We start from the raw sequence: 18568 nt of genomic DNA, 5'->3' as shown, positions 1-18568 counted from the left end.
AATGAATCACACACCCCTGCGTACCTTGCAAGCCTTCCTGAATAATTCTCAGCCCACCATCGAAGAAGCCATGGAGGTATTTACCCCCTTGGCCGTGGGCGACTACGACGATATTCATATCGCGGCGCTACTTACCCATATCCGCACCCGCGGCGAGACCTTCGCAGACATTGCCGGCGCGGCCAAAGCTTTCTTGAAAGTGGGCTATCCATTCCCCATCACCGGAGAAGGACTCATGGATTCGGCCGGCACTGGTGGCGATGGCGCGAATACTATCAATATCACTACGGGTGCCTCCCTCGTTGCCGCCGCCGGGGGAGTGAAGATGATCAAGCATGGCAACCGCTCGGTCTCTTCCAAGTCGGGATCGGCCGATGTTCTCGAAGCCCTGAATATCCCTCTGGACCTAGACGCCGCCCGGGCGGTGCGTCAATTTAAAGCTTCCAACTTCACGTTCCTATTCGCCCCAGCCTACAACCCAGCGGTCGCCCACGTACAACCGGTGCGCAAGGCGCTAGGCATCCCCACCATCTTCAATACACTAGGTCCCCTCCTGTCCCCAGGACGCCCATCACTGCAAATCATGGGCATCGCACACCCGGCCCAAGGCCAACTCATCGCGGAAGTCTTCCGAGAGCTCGGCCGGGAACGCGCCTTGGTCGTCCATGGTGCTGGCACGGATGAGATCGCTACCCACGGCACGACACAGGTCTGGGAGCTCAACGACGGCGAGATTGTCTCTTATGAGCTCACCCCAGAAGACCTCGGCATCAAGCGCCACGAACTAGCGGACCTAGCCGGCGGCGATGGCGCCGCCAATGCCCAAGCCCTCCGTGCGGTTTTTGCCGGCCGTGGCGAGCCCGCCCATTGTGACGCCATTGCCGCCAGCGCCGGCGCCATGTTTTACCTCAACGGGATCACGGAGACTATCGCGGCGGGAGTCACCCACGCAAAGGAACTGATTGGCAGCGGCGCTGTTGAAGAATGGCTCTCGCTCCACGAGAGCACGAATTATGCAGTAGGGGAGGAGAATTAATGGCGGAGAATACTTTACCTACGGTGCTCGAGGAGATCGTCGCCGAGCGCCGCACTCACCTGCCCGCACTCCGTGAGCGGCTATCCCACGTAGACCTGGCTAGTGTGCCACGATCGGAGCGTTCGCTTGCCGACGCCCTCCGTGGCACCAACCGCTTCATCTTAGAGTGCAAGTCTGCCTCGCCGTCCCTTGGCAAAATTCGCGAGGACTATCGCCCGGGCGATATTGCCCGGATCTACTCTCGCTACGCCTCCGCCATCTCGGTCTTGTGCGAGCCCGATCGGTTTGGCGGCGACTATGACCATTTACAGACTGTCGCGCTATCCACCCATGTGCCCGTGCTGTGCAAAGACTTCATTGTCGATCCCATCCAGGTCTATGCCGCGCGATATTACGGCGCCGATGCCATCTTGCTCATGATGTCTATCGTCGACGATGACACCTACGGTGAGCTCAAGGCACTGGCGGACGAACTCGGCCTAGACGTCTTGACTGAAGCCATCACCGAGGACGAAGTCGATCGCGCGGTGAATTTTGGAGTCGATATCATCGGCATCAACAACCGCAATCTCCACGATCTCAGCATTGATTTAGGCCGCACCGAACGCCTAGCCCGCCATGTTCCAGACGGAAAGGTGATAGTTTCCGAATCTGGAATCCGAGATAACGCCACCGTCCGCCGGTTAGGAGCCCACGCGCATGCCTTCCTTGTAGGCTCGCAGCTCACCTCCCAGGAGGACATCGATCGGGCGGCGCGCGACCTCATCTTTGGTACCAATAAAGTATGTGGCCTTACCACCGCCTCCTCCGCACAAGCAGCCCGCGCTGCTGGAGCCCGCTATGGAGGCCTCATCTTCGCACCGGATTCGCCCCGCAGTGTTTCACGTGAAACCGCACAGAGCATCATTTCCGCGGAACCAGAGTTGGAGTACGTAGCCGTGACGCGGTCTACGGATTTGGAGACGCTAGGAAACATAGCCAGGATCCCCGGCCTCAAAGTTCTCCAGCTTCACGCCCCATTCCAAGGCAGTAGGGAAGCAGAGCTGGAATTCCTTCAAGATGTTCGCGGCGTCGCTGACGGTCTTAGCCTTTGGCGGGCCATCGACATGAATAACCCTGACTTCGCTACCTTGGCACCGGACCTAGTACCAGAGGTAGGCGCTCTTGTCCTCGACTCCGGCAGTGGCGGGACGGGAACCACATTTGACTGGCAGACGATTCCCGCAGAAGTGAAGGAGAAAGCTCTCCTCGCTGGAGGGCTCCGGGTAGAGAACCTCGAAGAGGCACTGAGAATCGGAGCCTCGGGACTGGACCTCAACTCAGGCTTGGAGTATGCACCCGGCCGCAAGGACTCCTCATTGATCGCCCAAGCCTTTAGCACCATCCGAAACTACACACACCCATAGAAAGAAGAGAACGATGACAGTTTCACGTGAAACGCTCCTTCCGGCATACTTTGGTGAATTCGGCGGACAGTTCGTCCCCGAATCCCTCATCCCAGCACTCGACCAACTTGAGAAGGCTTTTGTCGAAGCACAAAACGACCCGGCCTTTCGCAAAGAGCTAAGCACGCTATTGCGTGACTATCTCGGCCGTCCCACACCAATTACAGAGGCGAGGAACCTCGGGGGCAAGGCGCGCATCTTCCTCAAGCGTGAGGACCTCGTACACGGTGGAGCACACAAGACGAACCAAGTTCTCGGACAGGCACTGCTAGCAAAGCGGATGGGGAAGACACGCATTATCGCGGAGACCGGAGCGGGCCAGCACGGCACCGCTACTGCACTTGCTTGCGCGCTACTGGATCTCGAGTGTGTGGTCTACATGGGCGCGAAAGATGTGGCCCGACAGCAGCCAAATGTATTCCGTATGGAACTGATGGGCGCGAAGGTCGTCGCCGTCGACACCGGATCCGGAACTCTTAAGGACGCGGTGAATGAAGCCCTCCGTGATTGGACCGCCACTTTCCATGAATCCCACTATCTCCTCGGTACCGCGGCCGGACCCCATCCATTCCCAACCATCGTCCGAGAGTTCCACAAGGTCATCTCTGAAGAGGCTAAGGCCCAGATGCTTGAGCGCACCGGTGGGCTACCGGATGTAGTAGTGGCTTGCGTCGGCGGCGGTTCTAATGCAATCGGTATGTTCGCAGATTTTATTGAAGAAGAGGAAGTCGAACTCGTCGGCGCCGAACCTGGCGGCGAAGGCCTACACTCCGGCAAGCACGGTGCCACCATCAACAACGGTACGGTTGGCATCCTCCACGGCGCGCGCAGCTACCTCATGCGCAACGCGGACGGCCAAGTGGAAGAATCCTATTCGATTTCCGCCGGACTCGACTACCCAGGCGTAGGACCACAGCACGCGCACTTACACGCCAGTGGCCGCGCGCACTATGTCGGCATAACTGACGCCGAAGCACTCAAAGCATTCCAGCTTCTTTCCACTAAGGAAGGCATCATTCCGGCCCTCGAATCCTCTCACGCGTTGGCCTACGCCTTGAAGCGTAAGGACGAGGACATCACCATCTTGGTCTCCCTTTCCGGCCGCGGCGATAAGGACATCGACTACGTCCGCCACACCCTTGAGAACCACCCAGAGTTTAAGCTCCAGGAGAAGAACTAATGAGCACCCGATACGAAGACCTATTCCACTCACTACACAACAGGGGAGAGGGCGCTTTCGTCCCATTCCTCATGTTGGGCGATCCCACACCGGAGCACACGCTGGCCATCGTGCGAACCGTCGTCGCGGCCGGAGCCGATGCATTGGAGCTAGGAGTTCCATTTTCTGACCCAGTGGCCGACGGCCCCACCATTCAGGCCTCCCACCTTCGCGCGCTCGACGGCGGCGCCACCGTAGATTCCGCCTTAGAACAGGTGCGAACAATCCGCGCGGAGTTTCCCGAGCTTCCCATCGGCATGCTCATCTACGGCAATGTGGCCTTCACTCGGGGTTTCGACCGCTTCTACGCCGAGTTTGCAGAAGCGGGCGCGGACAGCATCTTGCTTCCCGACGTCCCCGTGCGCGAAGGCGCTCCCTTCATCGCCGCAGCAGAAAAAGCCGGTATTGATCCAATATTTATCGCCCCGGCCCGCGCGACTGCGCACACCCTCGAGGGCGTCGCTCAAAGCTCACGCGGCTATATCTACGCAGTATCACGAGATGGAGTCACGGGTGCCGAAAAGGAATCTGAGACTATTGGGCTCGAAGATGTCGTCGCCAACATCAATAGATTCGACGGGCCTCCAGTACTGTTAGGATTCGGCATTTCCGAGCCGCAACACGTGCGCGATGCCGTGACCGCTGGGGCAGCGGGCGCCATTACAGGCTCCGCAATCACCAAGATAATTGATCGCCACGTTTCACGTGAAACAGACGCGAAAGGCAGGCCAGTGGAAGGAACTCCAGGCCGCATCTCCGATGAGAAAGCATTGCATAAAGAACTCGCCGCGTATGTAGCTCGTATGAAGGCAGCGACTCAAAAGTAGTCCTGAAGACGCGAAGGACCCCTTCTCAGCTATCGGCAGCTGAGAAGGGGTCCGAGTTAAGAAAGCCTCTAAGCGGTTGCTTCTGCAGGTTCCTCTTCAGTAGGGCCCTTTTTGTCGCCTGCGAACTTGTCCACGATCATCGCAATGGCGCCGTCGCCAGTAACGTTGGCGGCAGTGCCAACCGAGTCGATTGCAATATAGGCCGCGATCATCAGTGCCACCATGCCATCGTCAAAGCCCATCATGTCCGCCAGTAGTCCAGCTGCGACCATGACCGCACCGCCAGGCACACCTGGTGCGGCAATCATCATGATCCCCAACAGGAAGATGAAACCAAGCCCGGTGCTCGTACTAATATCCAGATTCGCCATGTATACAATCGCAAAGGCATAGAGCGTCAGCTTAATCATGGAACCAGAGAGATGAATGGTCGCGCACAGCGGGATAACGAAGCTTGCCACCGGCTTCGAAATGCCATTCTTCAAGGTGGACTCCATAGACACCGGGATGGTGGCGGCAGAAGAGGAGGTTCCCAGTGCGGTGAAATATGCCGGCAACATATTGCGCAGTGCTTTGAAAGGATTCTTGCCGGTAATTGCACCAGCGATAATGTACTGGAGCACCAGGTAAACCAGAGTCATGACAACTGCCAGAACGAGGACCTTGGCGAAGGCCGAGAGCACTGAGCCCAAATTGCCATTCATGCCCAAGCCCAAAAACATGCCGAAGATATAGAAGGGCAGAATTGGCACTACAAAGCCCCAAATGACCTTGACTACTACGCTCTCCAATTCCCTTGTGACCGCATACAAGGTATCGGACTTCACTGTAGTCATCGCTACGCCGATGCAGAATGACAACAGCAGGGCCGTCATGACCTCAAAAGGCGGCGCCATTTCCACCTCGAAGTACGGGGTAAGCGCGCCCTCATCGATATCGGAGACATTTGTAATCAGATCCTGACCACTGAGCATGGTGGGGTAGAGCCAGTGCGCAAGTACGTAGGCAAGAAGACCCGCAACAATCGTTGAGCCGTAGGCAATGCCTGCAGTAACACCCAACCATTTCCCGGCTCCCCGCCCCAGAGCAGCAATCGACGGGGCGATAAGCGCGAAGATGAGGACCGGAATAAAGAAATTGAGGAAGTTACTAAAGAGTCCATTGAAGGTGGCGAATACGCGGCCAAACCATTCTGGCGCGAATTGGCTCACCACCACGCCAAGGATGATGGCGACGATGATGCGGAACAATAAAGATTCCGAGAGTTTCTTGAGATTCATGTACTTACAATCAAATCGGGTGTTTCGCCCCTTGGTAAACAATTTCAAGGTGAAACAGCGCGGTACAGAGGCAACGGTCGATTCAATATCTATCGATTGACCTTAAATGCATACTACCCGACCGGCGGCATATTCAGAATACTTACCCCAGCCACGATTTTTATCTTGGCGCTACAAGGTTAAACTAAGTACATGATCGCTGTGGGAATCATCTTTTTAATCCTCGCCGTCTTTCTTATCGTCGTGGGAGCCTTGGCCTCAACCAAGCGCCTACCTGGAAATAGCTATATCGGCTTGCGCCTACAGGAAATTCGCAAGTCTCGTGAAGCATGGGACAATGCCCATCGCGTCGCCGGACCATTCTGGATCCTTAGCGGTGTCTGTCTAGTTTTTGGCGGCATCGTCGCGCTTCGTGCTCAAGGCTGGATGTGGCTCATCCCGATTCTTACTTTTGTGGCCGCTGTTCTAGCCCTCTCCATCGGTTCTAACCTCGGCTCACGTGCCGCGTTCCTCTACGAACAAGCACACGCTGATGAGGAGGGTTGCGGAGAATCCTGTAATTGTGGTTCCGACGGTTGCGGTGGGGAAGAGGCCCCCGCAGCATCCGCCCCCCAGGTTGATGTCGACGCGCTCCGTCACGCCGCTCGCGAATCCGACAGGTAGCCACGCACTGCTGCGCAACCAACCCCTTCTGGAGAAAGATTCATCTTCCGTCCAGAAGGGGAATTTTTGTAGCTATGGTATTCGTGTCGAACTATCTCCGAGCACTTCGTGTTAGTCACAGTGACCTTATTATGAAGGACTGATGCTTATCACTTTTTAGTAACTGTCGATATTTAAATCTAAACTATAATCTGGAATTAACCCATACTTGACTACTTCTATAGTTGATATACCGCATCTTTGCGATTCCTGCGAGAGAGGATAGAGGTTACGTAAAGCTGCCATGGAACCCTGACAGGCAAAAGCGCACCCATCCCCCCGAAGGGCAGAATATAGTGCATGAAGAAAAGTACCGCCCTGGCGGCCATCGCCGCTTCAACTTTTGCGATCGGCGCTTACGCTGAGCAAGACCACAAGGTAACGACGTCCGTAGCAGAAGCACACGAACAGCAATCTGCACAGAGCATCGTTGATGATTTAGGAATTGAGTCCGGCACCTATGAACTTATCGCTACCTCCGATGGCTCTCCGGAGACGTGGGAGGGGCTCCTAGCTGACTAAGTTCAGCGTTTCACGTGAAACTATAATTTAAACCGGGCAAACGGGAACGGCACAATACGCAAGACCGACAAGCTAAAGTAGAGGCATGATTAAGTGCTCCCGTCGAATGTTCTTGCTTGGAACCGCCACTACATTTGCAGGCGCCTACGCCGCGGCCTGTGGCTCCTCTCCGTCCGCAGAAATAGCGGCGACCGAGATTCCGATTGGCTCCGCTAAGATTGTCGATGGCGTGATCTTCACCCAGCCCAAGGAAGGCGAGTTTAAGGCCTACTCCCAGACCTGCCCCCACCAGCGCAATCCCATCACCGAGATCGATGGCATGACGGCAACCTGCACGGCACACAACACCTCCTACAATCTCAGCGATGGAAGCGTAATCTCCGGCCCGGGGCGCGATCCATTGGAAGAATACGAAGTTAAACAAGACGGCTCTAACGTCACTACGGCATAAAGTATATCTTCCGTGTGGTTTCACGTGAAACTACACGGGTTGTGTTTTCTTGGCTCGAGTATCTGCAGCATGTGAAGACGAATCGGGTTTAAACTCTTAGCATGCTGCAGCGTTTGAAGAAGCCCGACCCGCTTATTGTCCTCATTATCCTGGCGGTCATCATTGCGATAATCGCACCAGCCCGCGGGAACTTCGCCGACATATTCGGCCAATTAACAAACGTAGCCATCGCGCTACTTTTCTTTTTGTATGGCGCGAGGCTTCCCACTCAAGAAGCCCTCAACGGACTAAAACACTGGCGGCTACACCTCACAATTCTCGCCTTTACCTTTGTCTTTTACCCGCTAATAGGCATAGCACTGCGGCCACTCACCGCTGTCATATCGCACGACATGTACTTAGGTATCTTATTCCTCACGCTGGTTCCATCCACGGTGCAGTCTTCGGTTGCCTTCACCTCAATCGCGAAAGGAAACGTGGCGGGCGCGATCGTATCGGCTTCCGCCTCAAACTTGGTGGGAGTAATCATCACTCCATTGCTCGTCATGCTCCTGATGGGAACTGGGGGAGAAGTTCACATCGATACGTCAGTATTCAGCGAAATCGCCCTTCTATTGTTGGTGCCATTTGTTTTAGGTCAACTTACTCGGCGCTGGGCGGGGAAGGTTGCGCAAAGCAAGGCCACTAAAATCGTGGACCGCGGCTCAATCGCGATGGTGGTATATTCCGCTTTTTCTAAGGGTGTGGTGGACGGAATTTGGTCCTCTATTTCCCTGTGGGATCTGGCTTTCCTAGTTGTGTTCGCTGCTGCCTTCGTCGCCTTCATGCTGTGGCTCACCAGAAAGGCAAGCCAAAAGATGGGATTCAATCGCGCCGACACCATTGCAATCGAGTTCTGTGGATCGAAAAAGTCTTTAGCCACGGGACTACCCATGGCGTCGGTCATCTTCGCTTCTGGCGGCGCATCCCTTGGCCTACTCATCCTCCCGTTGATGATTTATCACCAGGTTCAGCTGATGATGTGCTCGTGGCTAGCGGCCCGCTACGCACAGCGCCCCAGCACGTAACTAAACTTAAGTGCCATGAGAAATTACCTATACGTACGAACCGAACTGAATGTACCCGGAGTGGGCTCAGCGATCCACATAGCGGAAATGGAAGAGCGCGATGCAAGCAGCTGCCGCATGGTGCGCATGATTGCACTGGATCCCTCGGATGCCATCGTCGGGGTAGCGACACCAACTAGTTCCACGGGAAACGTAGATCAGCCGCAAGAGGTTGTCCCTCACCCGGATACCTATGATGATTTTCCGGACATTCGCGCGCAGTACGTGGACCAGTCTCGGTTCGATGCCCTGTGGTCCGAAGCCACCGCCAAGTTCGGCCTATAAGAGTCGCAAGGGCTAAAAGACTACGTTGACGAGGAGCATATAGAAGGCGGTTCCGCCGAAAATGGACAGCGCTGAGTCCCGCTTCCACAGGTGAAGCAGGAAGGTGACCACCACGCCAAGGAGAGCCGCCCAGATACCACCGGGGGCGCCGGCCTGCCCGTGGACGGTATACACCACCAAGATGGTCATTACGCCGACAGGCATCATCATGCCGAGTAAAGAAAAGAACTGACTATCCTTCATCCATTTCACAAAGGAGAAAGGAAGTTGGCGAAGTACAACGGTAATGAGGCCGACGGGAACTAGGACGGCCGCGATGGAAGCAAGGGTGACTCCAGCAGGCATTAGCACTCCTCCCGGAATCTCTTAACGTCGCCTCGCCTACGCAAGGTAAAAGCCGCATCGACGCGTGGAGATAGGTACCGAATAATCAACAGGATGAAGTAGGCGCTGAGAGCCACCATGAGAAGTTGACCAGGGACGAAGGCAGCGGCGAGGATCCCCACCATCGCGGCGCTCAAAGACAATGAGAAGTCCTGGTTATTGCGGAAGGAATCCATCGCCAGCACGACGAAGAGCGCCACTAGGGCGAATTCCATGCCCTGCACGGTAGAGGGAATCACCTGGCCGGCGAGAGCACCGACAATGCCACCACCTACCCACAGAGCCTGACAAAAAATTTGGATGGTGAGGATCCGGGCCCCAGTCGGGCGGTCATGGGTGGGGAGGGAGGAGACGATGGCATAGGTTTCGTCGGTAAGCGCATAGGTGGAATAAGCCCTGCCTAGGCGCGAGTGAATGCGGTGGCGAGGAAAAGTAAGACCATAGAAAATATGGCGGAAGTTCACCATGAAACCGGTAACCAGGGAAGCCAAGGGTGTGGCGCCGCCGGTGACCATGGAAATGGCCAGGAACTCCATAGAGCCGGCGTAGATGACGATGGAAAAAATCGGCGTCCACCACCAACTAAAGCCGGATTGGACCATGAGCAGGCCGAAGGCAAGGCCGAGGGGAATGAGGCCGATGGCGGCGGCCCAGGTATCCCGCAAACCTTGTGCAATATCCTCACGCATGCGGGCTAGTTTAGCCCACTGCCTGCAGCTCGATAGGAATTAATTGTCTTCCACGTTGACGGGGTAGGTAGAGTACAGCGGCAATGGCATGGGCTGGCGCTTCATCACATCGGACCAGAGGTCGGCCGGGCCCGGCGTAATAACGTCTTGGGCCAGGGCAGGGGAGACGAACCATTCGCCGGCCTCGATTTCCTCCTCGAGCTGGCCCGGGCCCCACTCGGCGTAGCCGGCAAACATGCGCATGCCCGAGACCAAGGGCTCTATCTCTTCTGGCTCCGCGCGCAGATCCACATGCGCGAGGCGCGGGGCGAGGCGGGTGAGGCGATCGTGCTTGTCCGGATCGACGCCCTGGTTGGTTTGCGCGAGTCCTACGACGGATTGCTGATTGAGCGGGCCGCCGATGTACAGCGCCTGCGGCTTGGCCACAACGGGAAGCCATTCCGGCAGCACATTGAAAATCGCCACCTCGGAGCGCTTGGTCAGATCCACGCCGAAGGTCATCATGTCATTGTGCTCAATAACGAGAATGACGGAACGGGCGAATTCCGGCGAAAGCATCCCCGGAGCGGCGATGAGCAGCTGGCCGGGGGCGGGGTCATTGCGCTCGAGGGCGTTGAATAATCTATCGGCAAACATCACTGTTTAGAATCCCACCACTCACGCAACTTCGCAATCGCTTCCTCGCGCTCGAGGGGGCCATGCTCGAGGCGCAGCTCCTTGAGATAGGACCATGCCTGGCCCACCTCAGGGCCGGGCTGGAGCCCTAAGATCTCCATGATCTCGTTGCCGTCGAGGTCTGGACGCACGCGCGCCAGGTCCTCCTTGCGGCCGATCTCTTCGATGCGCTCTTCCAGCTGATCGTAGGTGCGCTGGAGGCGGCGGGCCTTCTTGGCATTGCGGGTGGTGCAATCGGCGCGCACCAGCTTGTGCAGGCGGGGGAGAAGATCACCGGCGTCGGTGACATAGCGGCGCACGGCGGAATCGGTCCATTGATTTTCCCCAAACCCGTGGAAGCGCATGTGCAGGTACACCAGCTGGCCGATGGACTCCGTGGTGGCCTTGGGGTACTTCAACTTGCGCAGGCGCTTGCGGGCGAGCTTCGCGCCCACCACCTCGTGGTGGTGGAAGGAGACCTTGCCATCGGTGTTATCAAAGGTATCCGGCTTGCCAATATCGTGGAGCAGCGCCGCCCAGCGCAGGACGAGGTCTGGACCATCTTCTTCCTGGTCCATGGCCTGGCTCAGCACCTTGAGCGAGTGCGCATAGACGTCCTTGTGCTGCGCGTGTTCGTCCGCGGTCATGCGTAGCGCGGGGATCTCGGGGAAGATATAGTCCGCGATTCCCGTAGATACCAGTAGATCAATGCCATCCCACGGGGCCGTGCCGCAGATGAGCTTATCCAGCTCCACCTGCACGCGCTCTACGGTGATGCGCTGGATTTCGCCAGCCATATCCCGCATGGCCTCCACGACGCGATCGGCCACGCGGAATTCCAACTGGGAGGCGAAACGCGCCGCACGCAGCATGCGGAGCGGATCATCGTGGAAGGAGATCTCCGGCTTATCCGGAGTATCGAGCACCCGGTCAGCTATGTCGTGGAGGCCGTGGAGGGGATCGTGGAACTTAAAGGAGGCGTCGGCAAGCAGCTCAATGGCCATCGCATTGGCCTTGAAGTCGCGCCGTACTAGGTCGCCCTCCAAGGTGTCACCGTAAACCACCTCTGGATTGCGGGACTGGCCGTCATAAGAATCAGAGCGGAAGGTGGTGATCTCAATCTGCTGGCCCTTGTAGGCCGCGGAGACGGTACCGAAGTCTATGCCGGTATCCCACACGGTTTCGGCCCACTCATCGAGGATCTCCTTGACCACCTCGGGGCGGGCCGGGGTAGTAAAGTCCAGGTCATTTCCCAAGCGACCCAAAAGCGCATCGCGCACAGAGCCGCCCACGAGGTAGAGCGAGTAGCCGCGCGCGGCAAATTTCTCCACCAGCCCACCCAGCAGGTTGCTGAGGGAGGAGACGGTGGATTCCGCGCGGGCAAGAACGCCGATTAGCTGAGTGTCCTGAAAATTCACGGGTGAGAGTCTACTACGATTGGCAGGGATGACTAACCAAGAACAGGGCCCCTCCAAGGGAGGCGGCCGCAACCGCAACCGGTCTCGGCGCAGGCGGCGCCGCCGGCCGGATAATCGCGCGCGCCGCACCACTCAGCAGCGCAAGCCCTACCGCGGTGGCAATGGCCAATCCACTGCCATGGAAACCCGCGATGAAACCTCCGCGGGCGGCCTCGTTGTCTCCGGCTTGGCGGAGTGCGTCGATGCCAATGGCAATGTCGACCTTTCTCGGCTCTATGTGGCGCTCATCGGCCGCCTCGACCGCCGCGGACGCCTGCTGTGGTCCATGCCCAAGGGCCACGTGGAAAATGGCGAGGCCAAGGAGGTCACCGCTGAACGCGAGGTATGGGAAGAAACCGGCATTTCTGGTGAGGTTTTTGCGGACCTCGGCATGATTGATTACTGGTTCGTCTCTGATGGCGTGCGCATCCATAAGACCGTGCACCACCACTTGCTGCGTTTTGTAGACGGCATTATGAACGATGAGGATCCAGAGGTCACCGAGGTCTCGTGGATCCCCGTCTCTGAACTCATCGAGCACTTGGCCTACGCCGATGAGCGCAAGCTGGCGCGCATCGCGCATGATCTCCTTCCCGATCTCGCACGAAAGGAAGCCGCGGCGGGGAAAGTGACGCCACGGTAATGCGCCAACGCCTGAAGTCTTGGGCCGCCGTGGGCGGCTGCATGGCGGTAGCGGGGTGGGGCTTGTGCCTGCCGCTACCAGAAGCCGCCGCGCAGATGGACTCGGCCGCCGAAAATCAGCAGGATATCCAAGCATGGTTGGGCGCGCGCGGGCCGGAGCGGGCCACTCTTGATCTCCTTACGGCCGAGCCCTTTTCCGTGGGCAAGGCCCTGAAACTGACCTTCCGCCTGCACAATCCAACCGATGAAGCCATGGAGAATCTTCAGCTCACGAGCCGCCGCGGCGATGCCGTGGAGGATACCGCGCAGGCCCGCACGCAGTTGGCCACCGGCGAATTCCCGTATTACGGTCCGAGCACTACCACCGCGCCCCTGCAGCCGGGCGAATCCCGGGAGGTTACCTTCCAGGTTCCCACCTCCCTGCACGAGGAGCAGACCCTGGCCATCGAAGAGCCTGGCTCCTATCCGCTGCTGTTTACCCTCACCGGCACCGTAGGCGGCGAGGCGGTCAGCTTTGCGGAGGAGCGCCTCGTAGGCCAGGTAAAGGGGAAGGAGCAGGCGCTTGGCGATGCCCCCTCGGATCCCAAACCCCACGATCTCACCGTGGTCTATCCCATCAGTGCCGATATTGACTCGGTACCAGGCGGCGTTGGGGGAGAGGACCTTATCCTCTCCTCTGATGAGCTGGCCGGTGAGCTGGCGGAGGGCGGCCGGCTCGATCGCTTGGTCAGCACGTATGCCGACCACGACCTGCGTGGGGCAGGCTGCGTAGCCATCGATCCCGCCCTCTTGGATACGGTCAACCGCATGGCGGAGGGCTATAAGGTAGGTTCGGCCCGCCCACCTCAAGCCGAGCGCCCTAAGCGACTGCGCGATTCGTGGTTTACTAACGAGGACGATGTGCACCTCGAACCCGGCACGGGGAAAGAGGATGCTGCCCGCTGGCTCAAGCGCCTGCGCGAGCTCGATTGCTTTATGTCTATGCCGTGGGCGAACGCCAATGCTTCCTCCGTGGCCAAGGCAAATAATCCCTTCCTTACTTATGAGGGGCTACAACGCGGCAATCACACCATCGAGCGAATTCTCGGTGCCAAGCCGGCCACCACCGTGCTCGCGGTCGGCTCCGGCTACGTGGATCAGCAGCTGCCCCTACCCGCGTTGGTGGCGGATAATACTTCGTGGCCTGGCCGCGCCGTGACTTTCGACGCCTCCCTGGGCGCCCTCCTCGCCCAAACCGGCTCCAAACCACAGACGGTGGGCTATTCCAACCCAGAGCTGCGCTACGATTACTCGCTCGATTCCGATCTTTCTCGTGCCATCACCGGCGGCGCCGCACTGAGCTTGGCCGCAAGCGATGACACCGTGGCGCGCTTGCCCAATTACTTGGATCCCAGCGCGGCCGAGTACGCACTCGACTCTGCCGAGGCACTCATCGCTTCCGGTAAGTCCCATCCGCGCACCGTCGGCAGCCTGAAGCAGGAGACCGCAGAGCCCGGTTCACTGCCCGGCAGCCCCTTTAGCGATCCCGCCGCCTTTGCCGAATCCGATATCGTCCGCGTGGAGCAGCAGGCTCGCTATACCGACGAGCTGATGAATATCATGGTCGATGATCCCGATATCGCGCTCACTCGCTATGAATTCGTCCTGCCTTTGCGCCGGGATCTGCTCGCCGCCCTCTCGCTAACCAACCGCGATAGCTTGGGAAGCAATGCAGAGGCGCAGCGCCGGTTCACTCACACGATGGATGTGCATTCCGATACGCTGCGGGACCTGCGTTCTTCTGTGGCGCTTATCCCACCGGGCAATGTCTATACCCGCGTATCCGAGTCATCGCCACTGCTCATCGTGGCAGAGAATGGCCTGCCACTACCGGTGGAGGCCAAGCTGCAATACGATGCTCCCGATGGCGCGCGCCTCAACACGCCCAAGAGCGTCCGTATTCCGGCGAAGGGCTCTATTACTGTATCCATGACCGCCGATATGCCTAAGGACGTCGATCGCACAGACATTGGCCTGTGGCTTGCCACCCCAGAAAAGCAAACCATCTCCGAGCCCATCAATATCGCCGTGCAGACGCGTGCCGGTATCGTAAGCGTGTATGGCGTCGGCATAGCCGGCGCCCTTGCGCTGGTCTTAGCCACGCTCTTCCGGCTAGGCCGCCATCGGCGCAAAAAATCACAAAGGCTTAAAAAGTAAGTTGAAGTTGTATCCTCTATGACTGATAAGACTGGCCGCGAGGCCGAACACGTGGAGAAGTCACCTGCGGGTGCAGTTGACCCGAAGGATGCCGCCGTGCCGGCAGAGCACCCCGCCCCGGCGGGTGCCCGCGGCCGCATCGTCCAGGCCTCTCCTCCCGCTCCGGTACCAGAAAAGCGCCCCACCCCAGCGGTGAAGGACACCGCCGTTCCTCCCGAGGAGGATAAGTCCGCGCTCACTGGACGCAACGCGGACAATGAATCATCCAATCAGGATGTCATCCGCGCGACGGGCACGATGGCCATCGCGACGCTGCTATCCCGCATCACTGGCTTCTTGCGCCAGATGCTCATCGGCGCCACGCTCGGCGCCACGGTGGGCACCGCGTTTAGTAGCGCCAACCAGATCCCCAACCTCGTCACCGAGATCGTTTTGGGTGCGGTGCTGACTTCTCTGGTCGTGCCTGTCCTCGTGCGCGCCGAAAAAGAAGACACGGACCGCGGCGAGACCTTTGTCCGGCGGCTATTTACCCTGGCCTTTTCCATCCTGGGCATAGTCACCATCGCCTCCGTGGTGCTCGCACCCTTCTTAACTAGAATGATGCTGCCGGAAGATTCCAAGGCCAATGCCGTGCAGGCAACTTCCTTGGCCTTCTTGCTGCTGCCGCAGATTCTTTTCTACGGCCTCTTCGCCCTCTTCCAGGCCGTCCTTAATACCAAGAATGTCTTTGGTCCGGGCGCTTGGGCGCCGGTGATCAATAACTTCATCTCCATTGGCGTGCTGCTGGCTTATCGCTTCCTGCCAGGCGAGCTCGACCCGCATGATCCCACGCCAGTGGCCGACCCACACGTCATGCTCTTGGGTTTGGGCACCACCACAGCGGTGATGGTGCAGTGCCTCATCCTATTGCCGTATCTGAAAAAGGCCGGCATTAACCTGCGCCCCAAATGGGGCTTGGATGCGCGCATCAAGCAATTCGGCGGCATGGCTTTAGCCATCATTACTTATGTGGCCATCTCCCAGCTGGGCTACGTGGTCACCTCCCGCGTGGCCGCATACGCGGATGCGGGCGCTCCGCTGGTCTATCAGAACGCCTGGCTCATGCTGCAGGTGCCTTATGGCGTTATCGGTGTGACGCTCCTGACGGCGATTATGCCGCGCCTGTCCCGCAACGCCGCCGACGGCGATGTTGATGCCGTGGTCCGCGATCTCACCCTGGGCTCCAAGCTGACCTTCATCGCGCTTATCCCCATCGTCATCTTCATGACCGGCTTTGGCGTTCCCATCGCCCGCGCCCTCTTCCAATACGGTGCCTACGGCGCCGACAGCGCCGAGCAACTCGGCCTGACCATCAGCTTCTCCGCCTTCACACTCATCCCGTATGCCTTGGTGCTCCTGCACCTGCGCGTGTTCTATGCCCGCGAGGAAGCCTGGACGCCTACCTTCATCATCGCCGGCATCACGCTGACCAAGATCGTCCTCACGCTCTTGGCACCATTGATGACGTCCAACCCGGACCGCGTGGTGATTCTGCTCGGTACGGCCAATGGCTTTGGCTTCGTCTCCGGTGCGGTCATTGGCGGCTTCCTGCTCAAACGCAAGCTCGGCAGCCTCGGCGGCAAGGCCGTCACGCAGACCGTGCTGTGGGCTTCCGGTGCCGGCCTAGTGGGCTTGGTCGTCTCCTGGGTGCTGTACTGGGTCGTGAATCTCCTCCTTCCGGAGAATTTGCCGTCCATCGTCTCGCTGATCAAGGTCGCGGTGCTCGGTGTCATATTCCTCATCGCCACCGGCCTGGTGCTGTCCAAGTCCTCCTTGCCGGAGGTACAGAACTTGGCCCGCGCCCTACAGCGCATTCCGGGCATGTCCCGCTTCATCAAGGTCGATTCCTCCAAGGCCATCGAGCTGGAGGAGCCCGACGTACCGGAAATCCGGCCGGTATTTACCCAGGATGCTTTCAATGCCACCCTGGTGCCGCCGCCGATGTCCGCGGGCATCGTCCGCGGACCACGCCTGGTCCCAGGCGCCCCGGTATCGGACGGTCGCTTCCGCCTGCTACAGGATCACGGTGCGGTCACTGGTGCGCAATTCTGGCAGGCGCGCGAACAGTCCACCGGCCGACTGGTCGCCCTGACGTTCGTCGATACCAATAGCCTGGCGCCGATTGCGCCGTCGACGCCGGGAATCGCGGCACGCCGCTCCGCAGAGATTTCGCGCAATACCCGCCGCCTTGCCGAGCTGGAGCTCGATACCGTGGCGGATAATATCCAAGTCCTGTCCTACCGCACCGGCTGCCTGGTGGTAGCGGATTGGTTCGAGGGCACCTCCCTCAAGCAGGTAGCGGAGGCCGATAACCTCGATCCCCATTCCGTGGCACGAGCTACTGCGCCGCTTTTTGCTGATGCCGCCGCTGCCCACGATGCCGGCCTCATCCTCGGCGTGGAGCACCGTGACCGTTTCCGCGTCTCTACCGATGGCGTGGTCAAGGTTGCCTTCCCCGCCGTGCTGGACGGCACCTCCGCGGCCACCGACCGCGAGGCTTTAAGCTCCGCCCTGGAACTGCTCGTAGAGTCCACGGAGCCTTCGCCGAAGAAGCTGCGCGATATTTCTGAGGACGCCAACCTTCCCGCGGACGAGGCCGCCCAGCGCGTCGAAGATGCGCACTACGCGCTCGATAGTGCCGACGAAGACAGCCGCGAGGAAAAGATGGAGGAGCTACAAGAGGCACAGGCACTCACCTTGGCCGGCATCGCCCAGCGCCTGCGCGACTTCGCACCGGATGAACCAGAAGAAGCACCTGAAGCCCTGCCGGTGAAGGCACAGGTAGAACCGGACCAAGAGGATGACCCGGCGCAAGAACCCGGCTTTGGCGGCCGCGGTTATTCCGGTTCCGGCGTCATCGTCATCGGCATCTTCGCCACCATCTTCGTCGTAGCAATGGCCGCGCTCACCACCTGGATCATGTCCTTGCTCAGCAATGTGGAGGCATCCAACCCGGTCAGCGAGACCATCCACGGCAGCACGGACATTCCGGATACCCCGCCGGTGCGTCTCCAGCCTTCCTCTGCGGTTACCGTCCCTGATAACAAGGACTATGCAGCGCTTATCGACGGCAAAACGGCCACCACTTGGTCCACCGAAAAGGAGGACACCGGCGTCCTCGTCACCTTGGATACGCCAACGCACCTTGCGGTCCTGCCGGTGGTGCAGTCCAACTCCACTGGGGCGAAGTACGCCGTCTATGGCGTAAATCAGGACAGCTTCAATCCGGAGAACCCACAAGCTGGCTCCCTGCACCAACTGGCCAGGGGCAAGTTCGAAAGCGGCAAGGAAGATATCGAGCTGGAGGAAACGACCGAGCAATTCGACGGCCTCCTCCTCATGATCACCGAGCTGCCCAAGTCCAATAAGGCAACCATCGCAGACATTGGTCTCGTCGGGCAGCCCTAGGCACAGCCCACACGGCCGAATCGAGGAAACGACCCTCGATTCGGCCTTCTTTTTTAAATTCTTCCCAATCAAACTCCTTTGACCTGCACACTCAAAAATTTTTTACTTCACGTGTTGACTATTTAGAAGTGGTACGTACACTGTGGGGTGTAACGCAAACAACAACCTTAGGAGTATTCATCATGGCCCTCGCAGCAGGTACCTACGTACTAGACCCAGCCCACAC

Annotated in this window: 16 protein-coding genes and 1 pseudogene; 12 read left to right on the top strand and 5 right to left on the bottom strand. The window is 58.7% G+C overall.

Annotation, left to right across the window (positions count from 1 at the left end):
• Nucleotide 1 precedes the first annotated feature (1 nt).
• The 4 genes from trpD to trpA are packed head-to-tail and all read left to right on the top strand — an operon-like array spanning nucleotide 2 to nucleotide 4527.
• Complete coding sequence (trpD, locus tag QKD99_RS08350; protein WP_347951201.1) at nucleotides 2-1036, top strand: anthranilate phosphoribosyltransferase; 1035 nt, start codon at nucleotides 2-4, stop codon at nucleotides 1034-1036.
• Nucleotides 1036-2442 carry a bifunctional indole-3-glycerol-phosphate synthase TrpC/phosphoribosylanthranilate isomerase TrpF gene (trpCF, locus tag QKD99_RS08345; RefSeq protein ID WP_269953970.1) on the top strand — a complete coding sequence of 469 codons (1407 nt, stop codon included), beginning with the start codon at nucleotides 1036-1038 and terminating at the stop codon, nucleotides 2440-2442. Before trpD ends, trpCF begins: the two co-directional genes overlap by 1 nt.
• Before the next feature lie 13 nt (nucleotides 2443-2455).
• Nucleotides 2456-3661, top strand: coding sequence for a tryptophan synthase subunit beta (trpB, locus tag QKD99_RS08340; protein WP_269953971.1), 1206 nt, complete (start codon nucleotides 2456-2458; stop codon nucleotides 3659-3661).
• Entirely contained in the window at nucleotides 3661-4527 is an 867-nt protein-coding gene (trpA, locus tag QKD99_RS08335; RefSeq protein ID WP_269953972.1) for a tryptophan synthase subunit alpha, read from the top strand. Before trpB ends, trpA begins: the two co-directional genes overlap by 1 nt.
• Nucleotides 4528-4595: 68 nt before the next feature.
• Here the strand turns inward: trpA and QKD99_RS08330 are convergent, their stop codons facing one another.
• Nucleotides 4596-5807 carry a dicarboxylate/amino acid:cation symporter gene (locus tag QKD99_RS08330; RefSeq protein ID WP_269953973.1) on the bottom strand — a complete coding sequence of 404 codons (1212 nt, stop codon included), beginning with the start codon at nucleotides 5805-5807 and terminating at the stop codon, nucleotides 4596-4598.
• A 192-nt stretch (nucleotides 5808-5999) separates the two neighbouring features.
• On the opposite strand from QKD99_RS08330, the gene QKD99_RS08325 reads away from it, so the two are divergent.
• From QKD99_RS08325 to QKD99_RS08305, 5 genes are all read left to right on the top strand, one after another.
• Nucleotides 6000-6470 (top strand): SdpI family protein, encoded by a 471-nt coding sequence (locus QKD99_RS08325; RefSeq protein WP_049377776.1) that lies wholly within the window; start codon nucleotides 6000-6002, stop codon nucleotides 6468-6470.
• Between the two features lie 339 nt (nucleotides 6471-6809).
• Nucleotides 6810-7031, top strand: coding sequence for a hypothetical protein (locus QKD99_RS08320; RefSeq protein ID WP_049377777.1), 222 nt, complete (start codon nucleotides 6810-6812; stop codon nucleotides 7029-7031).
• An 85-nt stretch (nucleotides 7032-7116) separates the two neighbouring features.
• The gene (locus tag QKD99_RS08315) at nucleotides 7117-7482 is read left to right on the top strand and encodes a Rieske 2Fe-2S domain-containing protein (RefSeq protein WP_005325879.1); all 366 of its coding nucleotides are present in this window, start codon (nucleotides 7117-7119) and stop codon (nucleotides 7480-7482) included.
• Nucleotides 7483-7583: 101 nt separating this feature from the next.
• Nucleotides 7584-8549, top strand: a complete 966-nt coding sequence (locus tag QKD99_RS08310) for a bile acid:sodium symporter family protein (protein WP_239274578.1) — start codon at nucleotides 7584-7586, stop codon at nucleotides 8547-8549.
• 15 nt (nucleotides 8550-8564) lie between these two features.
• The gene (locus tag QKD99_RS08305) at nucleotides 8565-8873 is read left to right on the top strand and encodes a hypothetical protein (RefSeq protein WP_239274576.1); all 309 of its coding nucleotides are present in this window, start codon (nucleotides 8565-8567) and stop codon (nucleotides 8871-8873) included.
• Nucleotides 8874-8885: 12 nt separating this feature from the next.
• On the opposite strand, the gene QKD99_RS08300 is transcribed toward QKD99_RS08305, so the two are convergent.
• The 4 genes from QKD99_RS08300 to QKD99_RS08285 are packed head-to-tail and all read right to left on the bottom strand — an operon-like array spanning nucleotide 8886 to nucleotide 12018.
• Nucleotides 8886-9218 carry an AzlD domain-containing protein gene (locus tag QKD99_RS08300; protein ID WP_347951200.1) on the bottom strand — a complete coding sequence of 111 codons (333 nt, stop codon included), beginning with the start codon at nucleotides 9216-9218 and terminating at the stop codon, nucleotides 8886-8888.
• On the bottom strand, nucleotides 9218-9946 hold the full coding sequence (locus tag QKD99_RS08295; protein ID WP_297845571.1) for an AzlC family ABC transporter permease: 729 nt from the start codon (nucleotides 9944-9946) through the stop codon (nucleotides 9218-9220). Before QKD99_RS08295 ends, QKD99_RS08300 begins: the two co-directional genes overlap by 1 nt.
• A 39-nt stretch (nucleotides 9947-9985) precedes the next feature.
• Nucleotides 9986-10582 carry a YqgE/AlgH family protein gene (locus QKD99_RS08290; RefSeq protein WP_005325866.1) on the bottom strand — a complete coding sequence of 199 codons (597 nt, stop codon included), beginning with the start codon at nucleotides 10580-10582 and terminating at the stop codon, nucleotides 9986-9988.
• The gene (locus QKD99_RS08285) at nucleotides 10582-12018 is read right to left on the bottom strand and encodes a CCA tRNA nucleotidyltransferase (protein WP_297845573.1); all 1437 of its coding nucleotides are present in this window, start codon (nucleotides 12016-12018) and stop codon (nucleotides 10582-10584) included. Before QKD99_RS08285 ends, QKD99_RS08290 begins: the two co-directional genes overlap by 1 nt.
• Nucleotides 12019-12184: 166 nt before the next feature.
• Between QKD99_RS08285 and QKD99_RS08280 the strand changes: the two are divergent.
• From QKD99_RS08280 to murJ, 3 genes and pseudogenes are all read left to right on the top strand, one after another.
• Nucleotides 12185-12700 (top strand): annotated as a pseudogene (locus QKD99_RS08280) (NUDIX hydrolase); the annotation flags it as partial.
• On the top strand, nucleotides 12700-14895 hold the full coding sequence (locus QKD99_RS08275; RefSeq protein ID WP_297845575.1) for a DUF6049 family protein: 2196 nt from the start codon (nucleotides 12700-12702) through the stop codon (nucleotides 14893-14895). The pseudogene QKD99_RS08280 and the gene QKD99_RS08275, both read left to right, overlap by 1 nt.
• Nucleotides 14896-14913: 18 nt before the next feature.
• Nucleotides 14914-18342, top strand: coding sequence for a murein biosynthesis integral membrane protein MurJ (gene murJ / locus QKD99_RS08270; RefSeq protein ID WP_297845577.1), 3429 nt, complete (start codon nucleotides 14914-14916; stop codon nucleotides 18340-18342).
• The last annotated feature ends 226 nt before the right edge of the window (nucleotides 18343-18568 follow it).

It is taken from the genome of Corynebacterium sp. c3Ub_189 (genome assembly GCF_039907195.1).
In the GTDB taxonomy this organism is placed as follows: Bacteria; Actinomycetota; Actinomycetes; order Mycobacteriales; family Mycobacteriaceae; genus Corynebacterium.
The sequence above is the reverse complement of the archived record's forward strand: the minus strand, read 5'-3'. Positions and strand labels throughout refer to the sequence as shown.

Bases quoted from the DNA above. Each gene is read 5' to 3' on its own strand.
- trpD (WP_347951201.1), top strand. From the start codon at position 2: ATGAATCACACACCCCTGCGTACCTTGCAAGCCTTCCTGAATAATTCT.
- trpCF (WP_269953970.1), top strand. From the start codon at position 1,036: ATGGCGGAGAATACTTTACCTACGGTGCTCGAGGAGATCGTCGCCGAG.
- trpB (WP_269953971.1), top strand. From the start codon at position 2,456: ATGACAGTTTCACGTGAAACGCTCCTTCCGGCATACTTTGGTGAATTC.
- trpA (WP_269953972.1), top strand. From the start codon at position 3,661: ATGAGCACCCGATACGAAGACCTATTCCACTCACTACACAACAGGGGA.
- QKD99_RS08330 (WP_269953973.1), bottom strand. From the start codon at position 5,807: ATGAATCTCAAGAAACTCTCGGAATCTTTATTGTTCCGCATCATCGTC.
- QKD99_RS08325 (WP_049377776.1), top strand. From the start codon at position 6,000: ATGATCGCTGTGGGAATCATCTTTTTAATCCTCGCCGTCTTTCTTATC.
- QKD99_RS08320 (WP_049377777.1), top strand. From the start codon at position 6,810: ATGAAGAAAAGTACCGCCCTGGCGGCCATCGCCGCTTCAACTTTTGCG.
- QKD99_RS08315 (WP_005325879.1), top strand. From the start codon at position 7,117: ATGATTAAGTGCTCCCGTCGAATGTTCTTGCTTGGAACCGCCACTACA.
- QKD99_RS08310 (WP_239274578.1), top strand. From the start codon at position 7,584: ATGCTGCAGCGTTTGAAGAAGCCCGACCCGCTTATTGTCCTCATTATC.
- QKD99_RS08305 (WP_239274576.1), top strand. From the start codon at position 8,565: ATGAGAAATTACCTATACGTACGAACCGAACTGAATGTACCCGGAGTG.
- QKD99_RS08300 (WP_347951200.1), bottom strand. From the start codon at position 9,218: ATGCCTGCTGGAGTCACCCTTGCTTCCATCGCGGCCGTCCTAGTTCCC.
- QKD99_RS08295 (WP_297845571.1), bottom strand. From the start codon at position 9,946: ATGCGTGAGGATATTGCACAAGGTTTGCGGGATACCTGGGCCGCCGCC.
- QKD99_RS08290 (WP_005325866.1), bottom strand. From the start codon at position 10,582: ATGTTTGCCGATAGATTATTCAACGCCCTCGAGCGCAATGACCCCGCC.
- QKD99_RS08275 (WP_297845575.1), top strand. From the start codon at position 12,700: ATGCGCCAACGCCTGAAGTCTTGGGCCGCCGTGGGCGGCTGCATGGCG.
- murJ (WP_297845577.1), top strand. From the start codon at position 14,914: ATGACTGATAAGACTGGCCGCGAGGCCGAACACGTGGAGAAGTCACCT.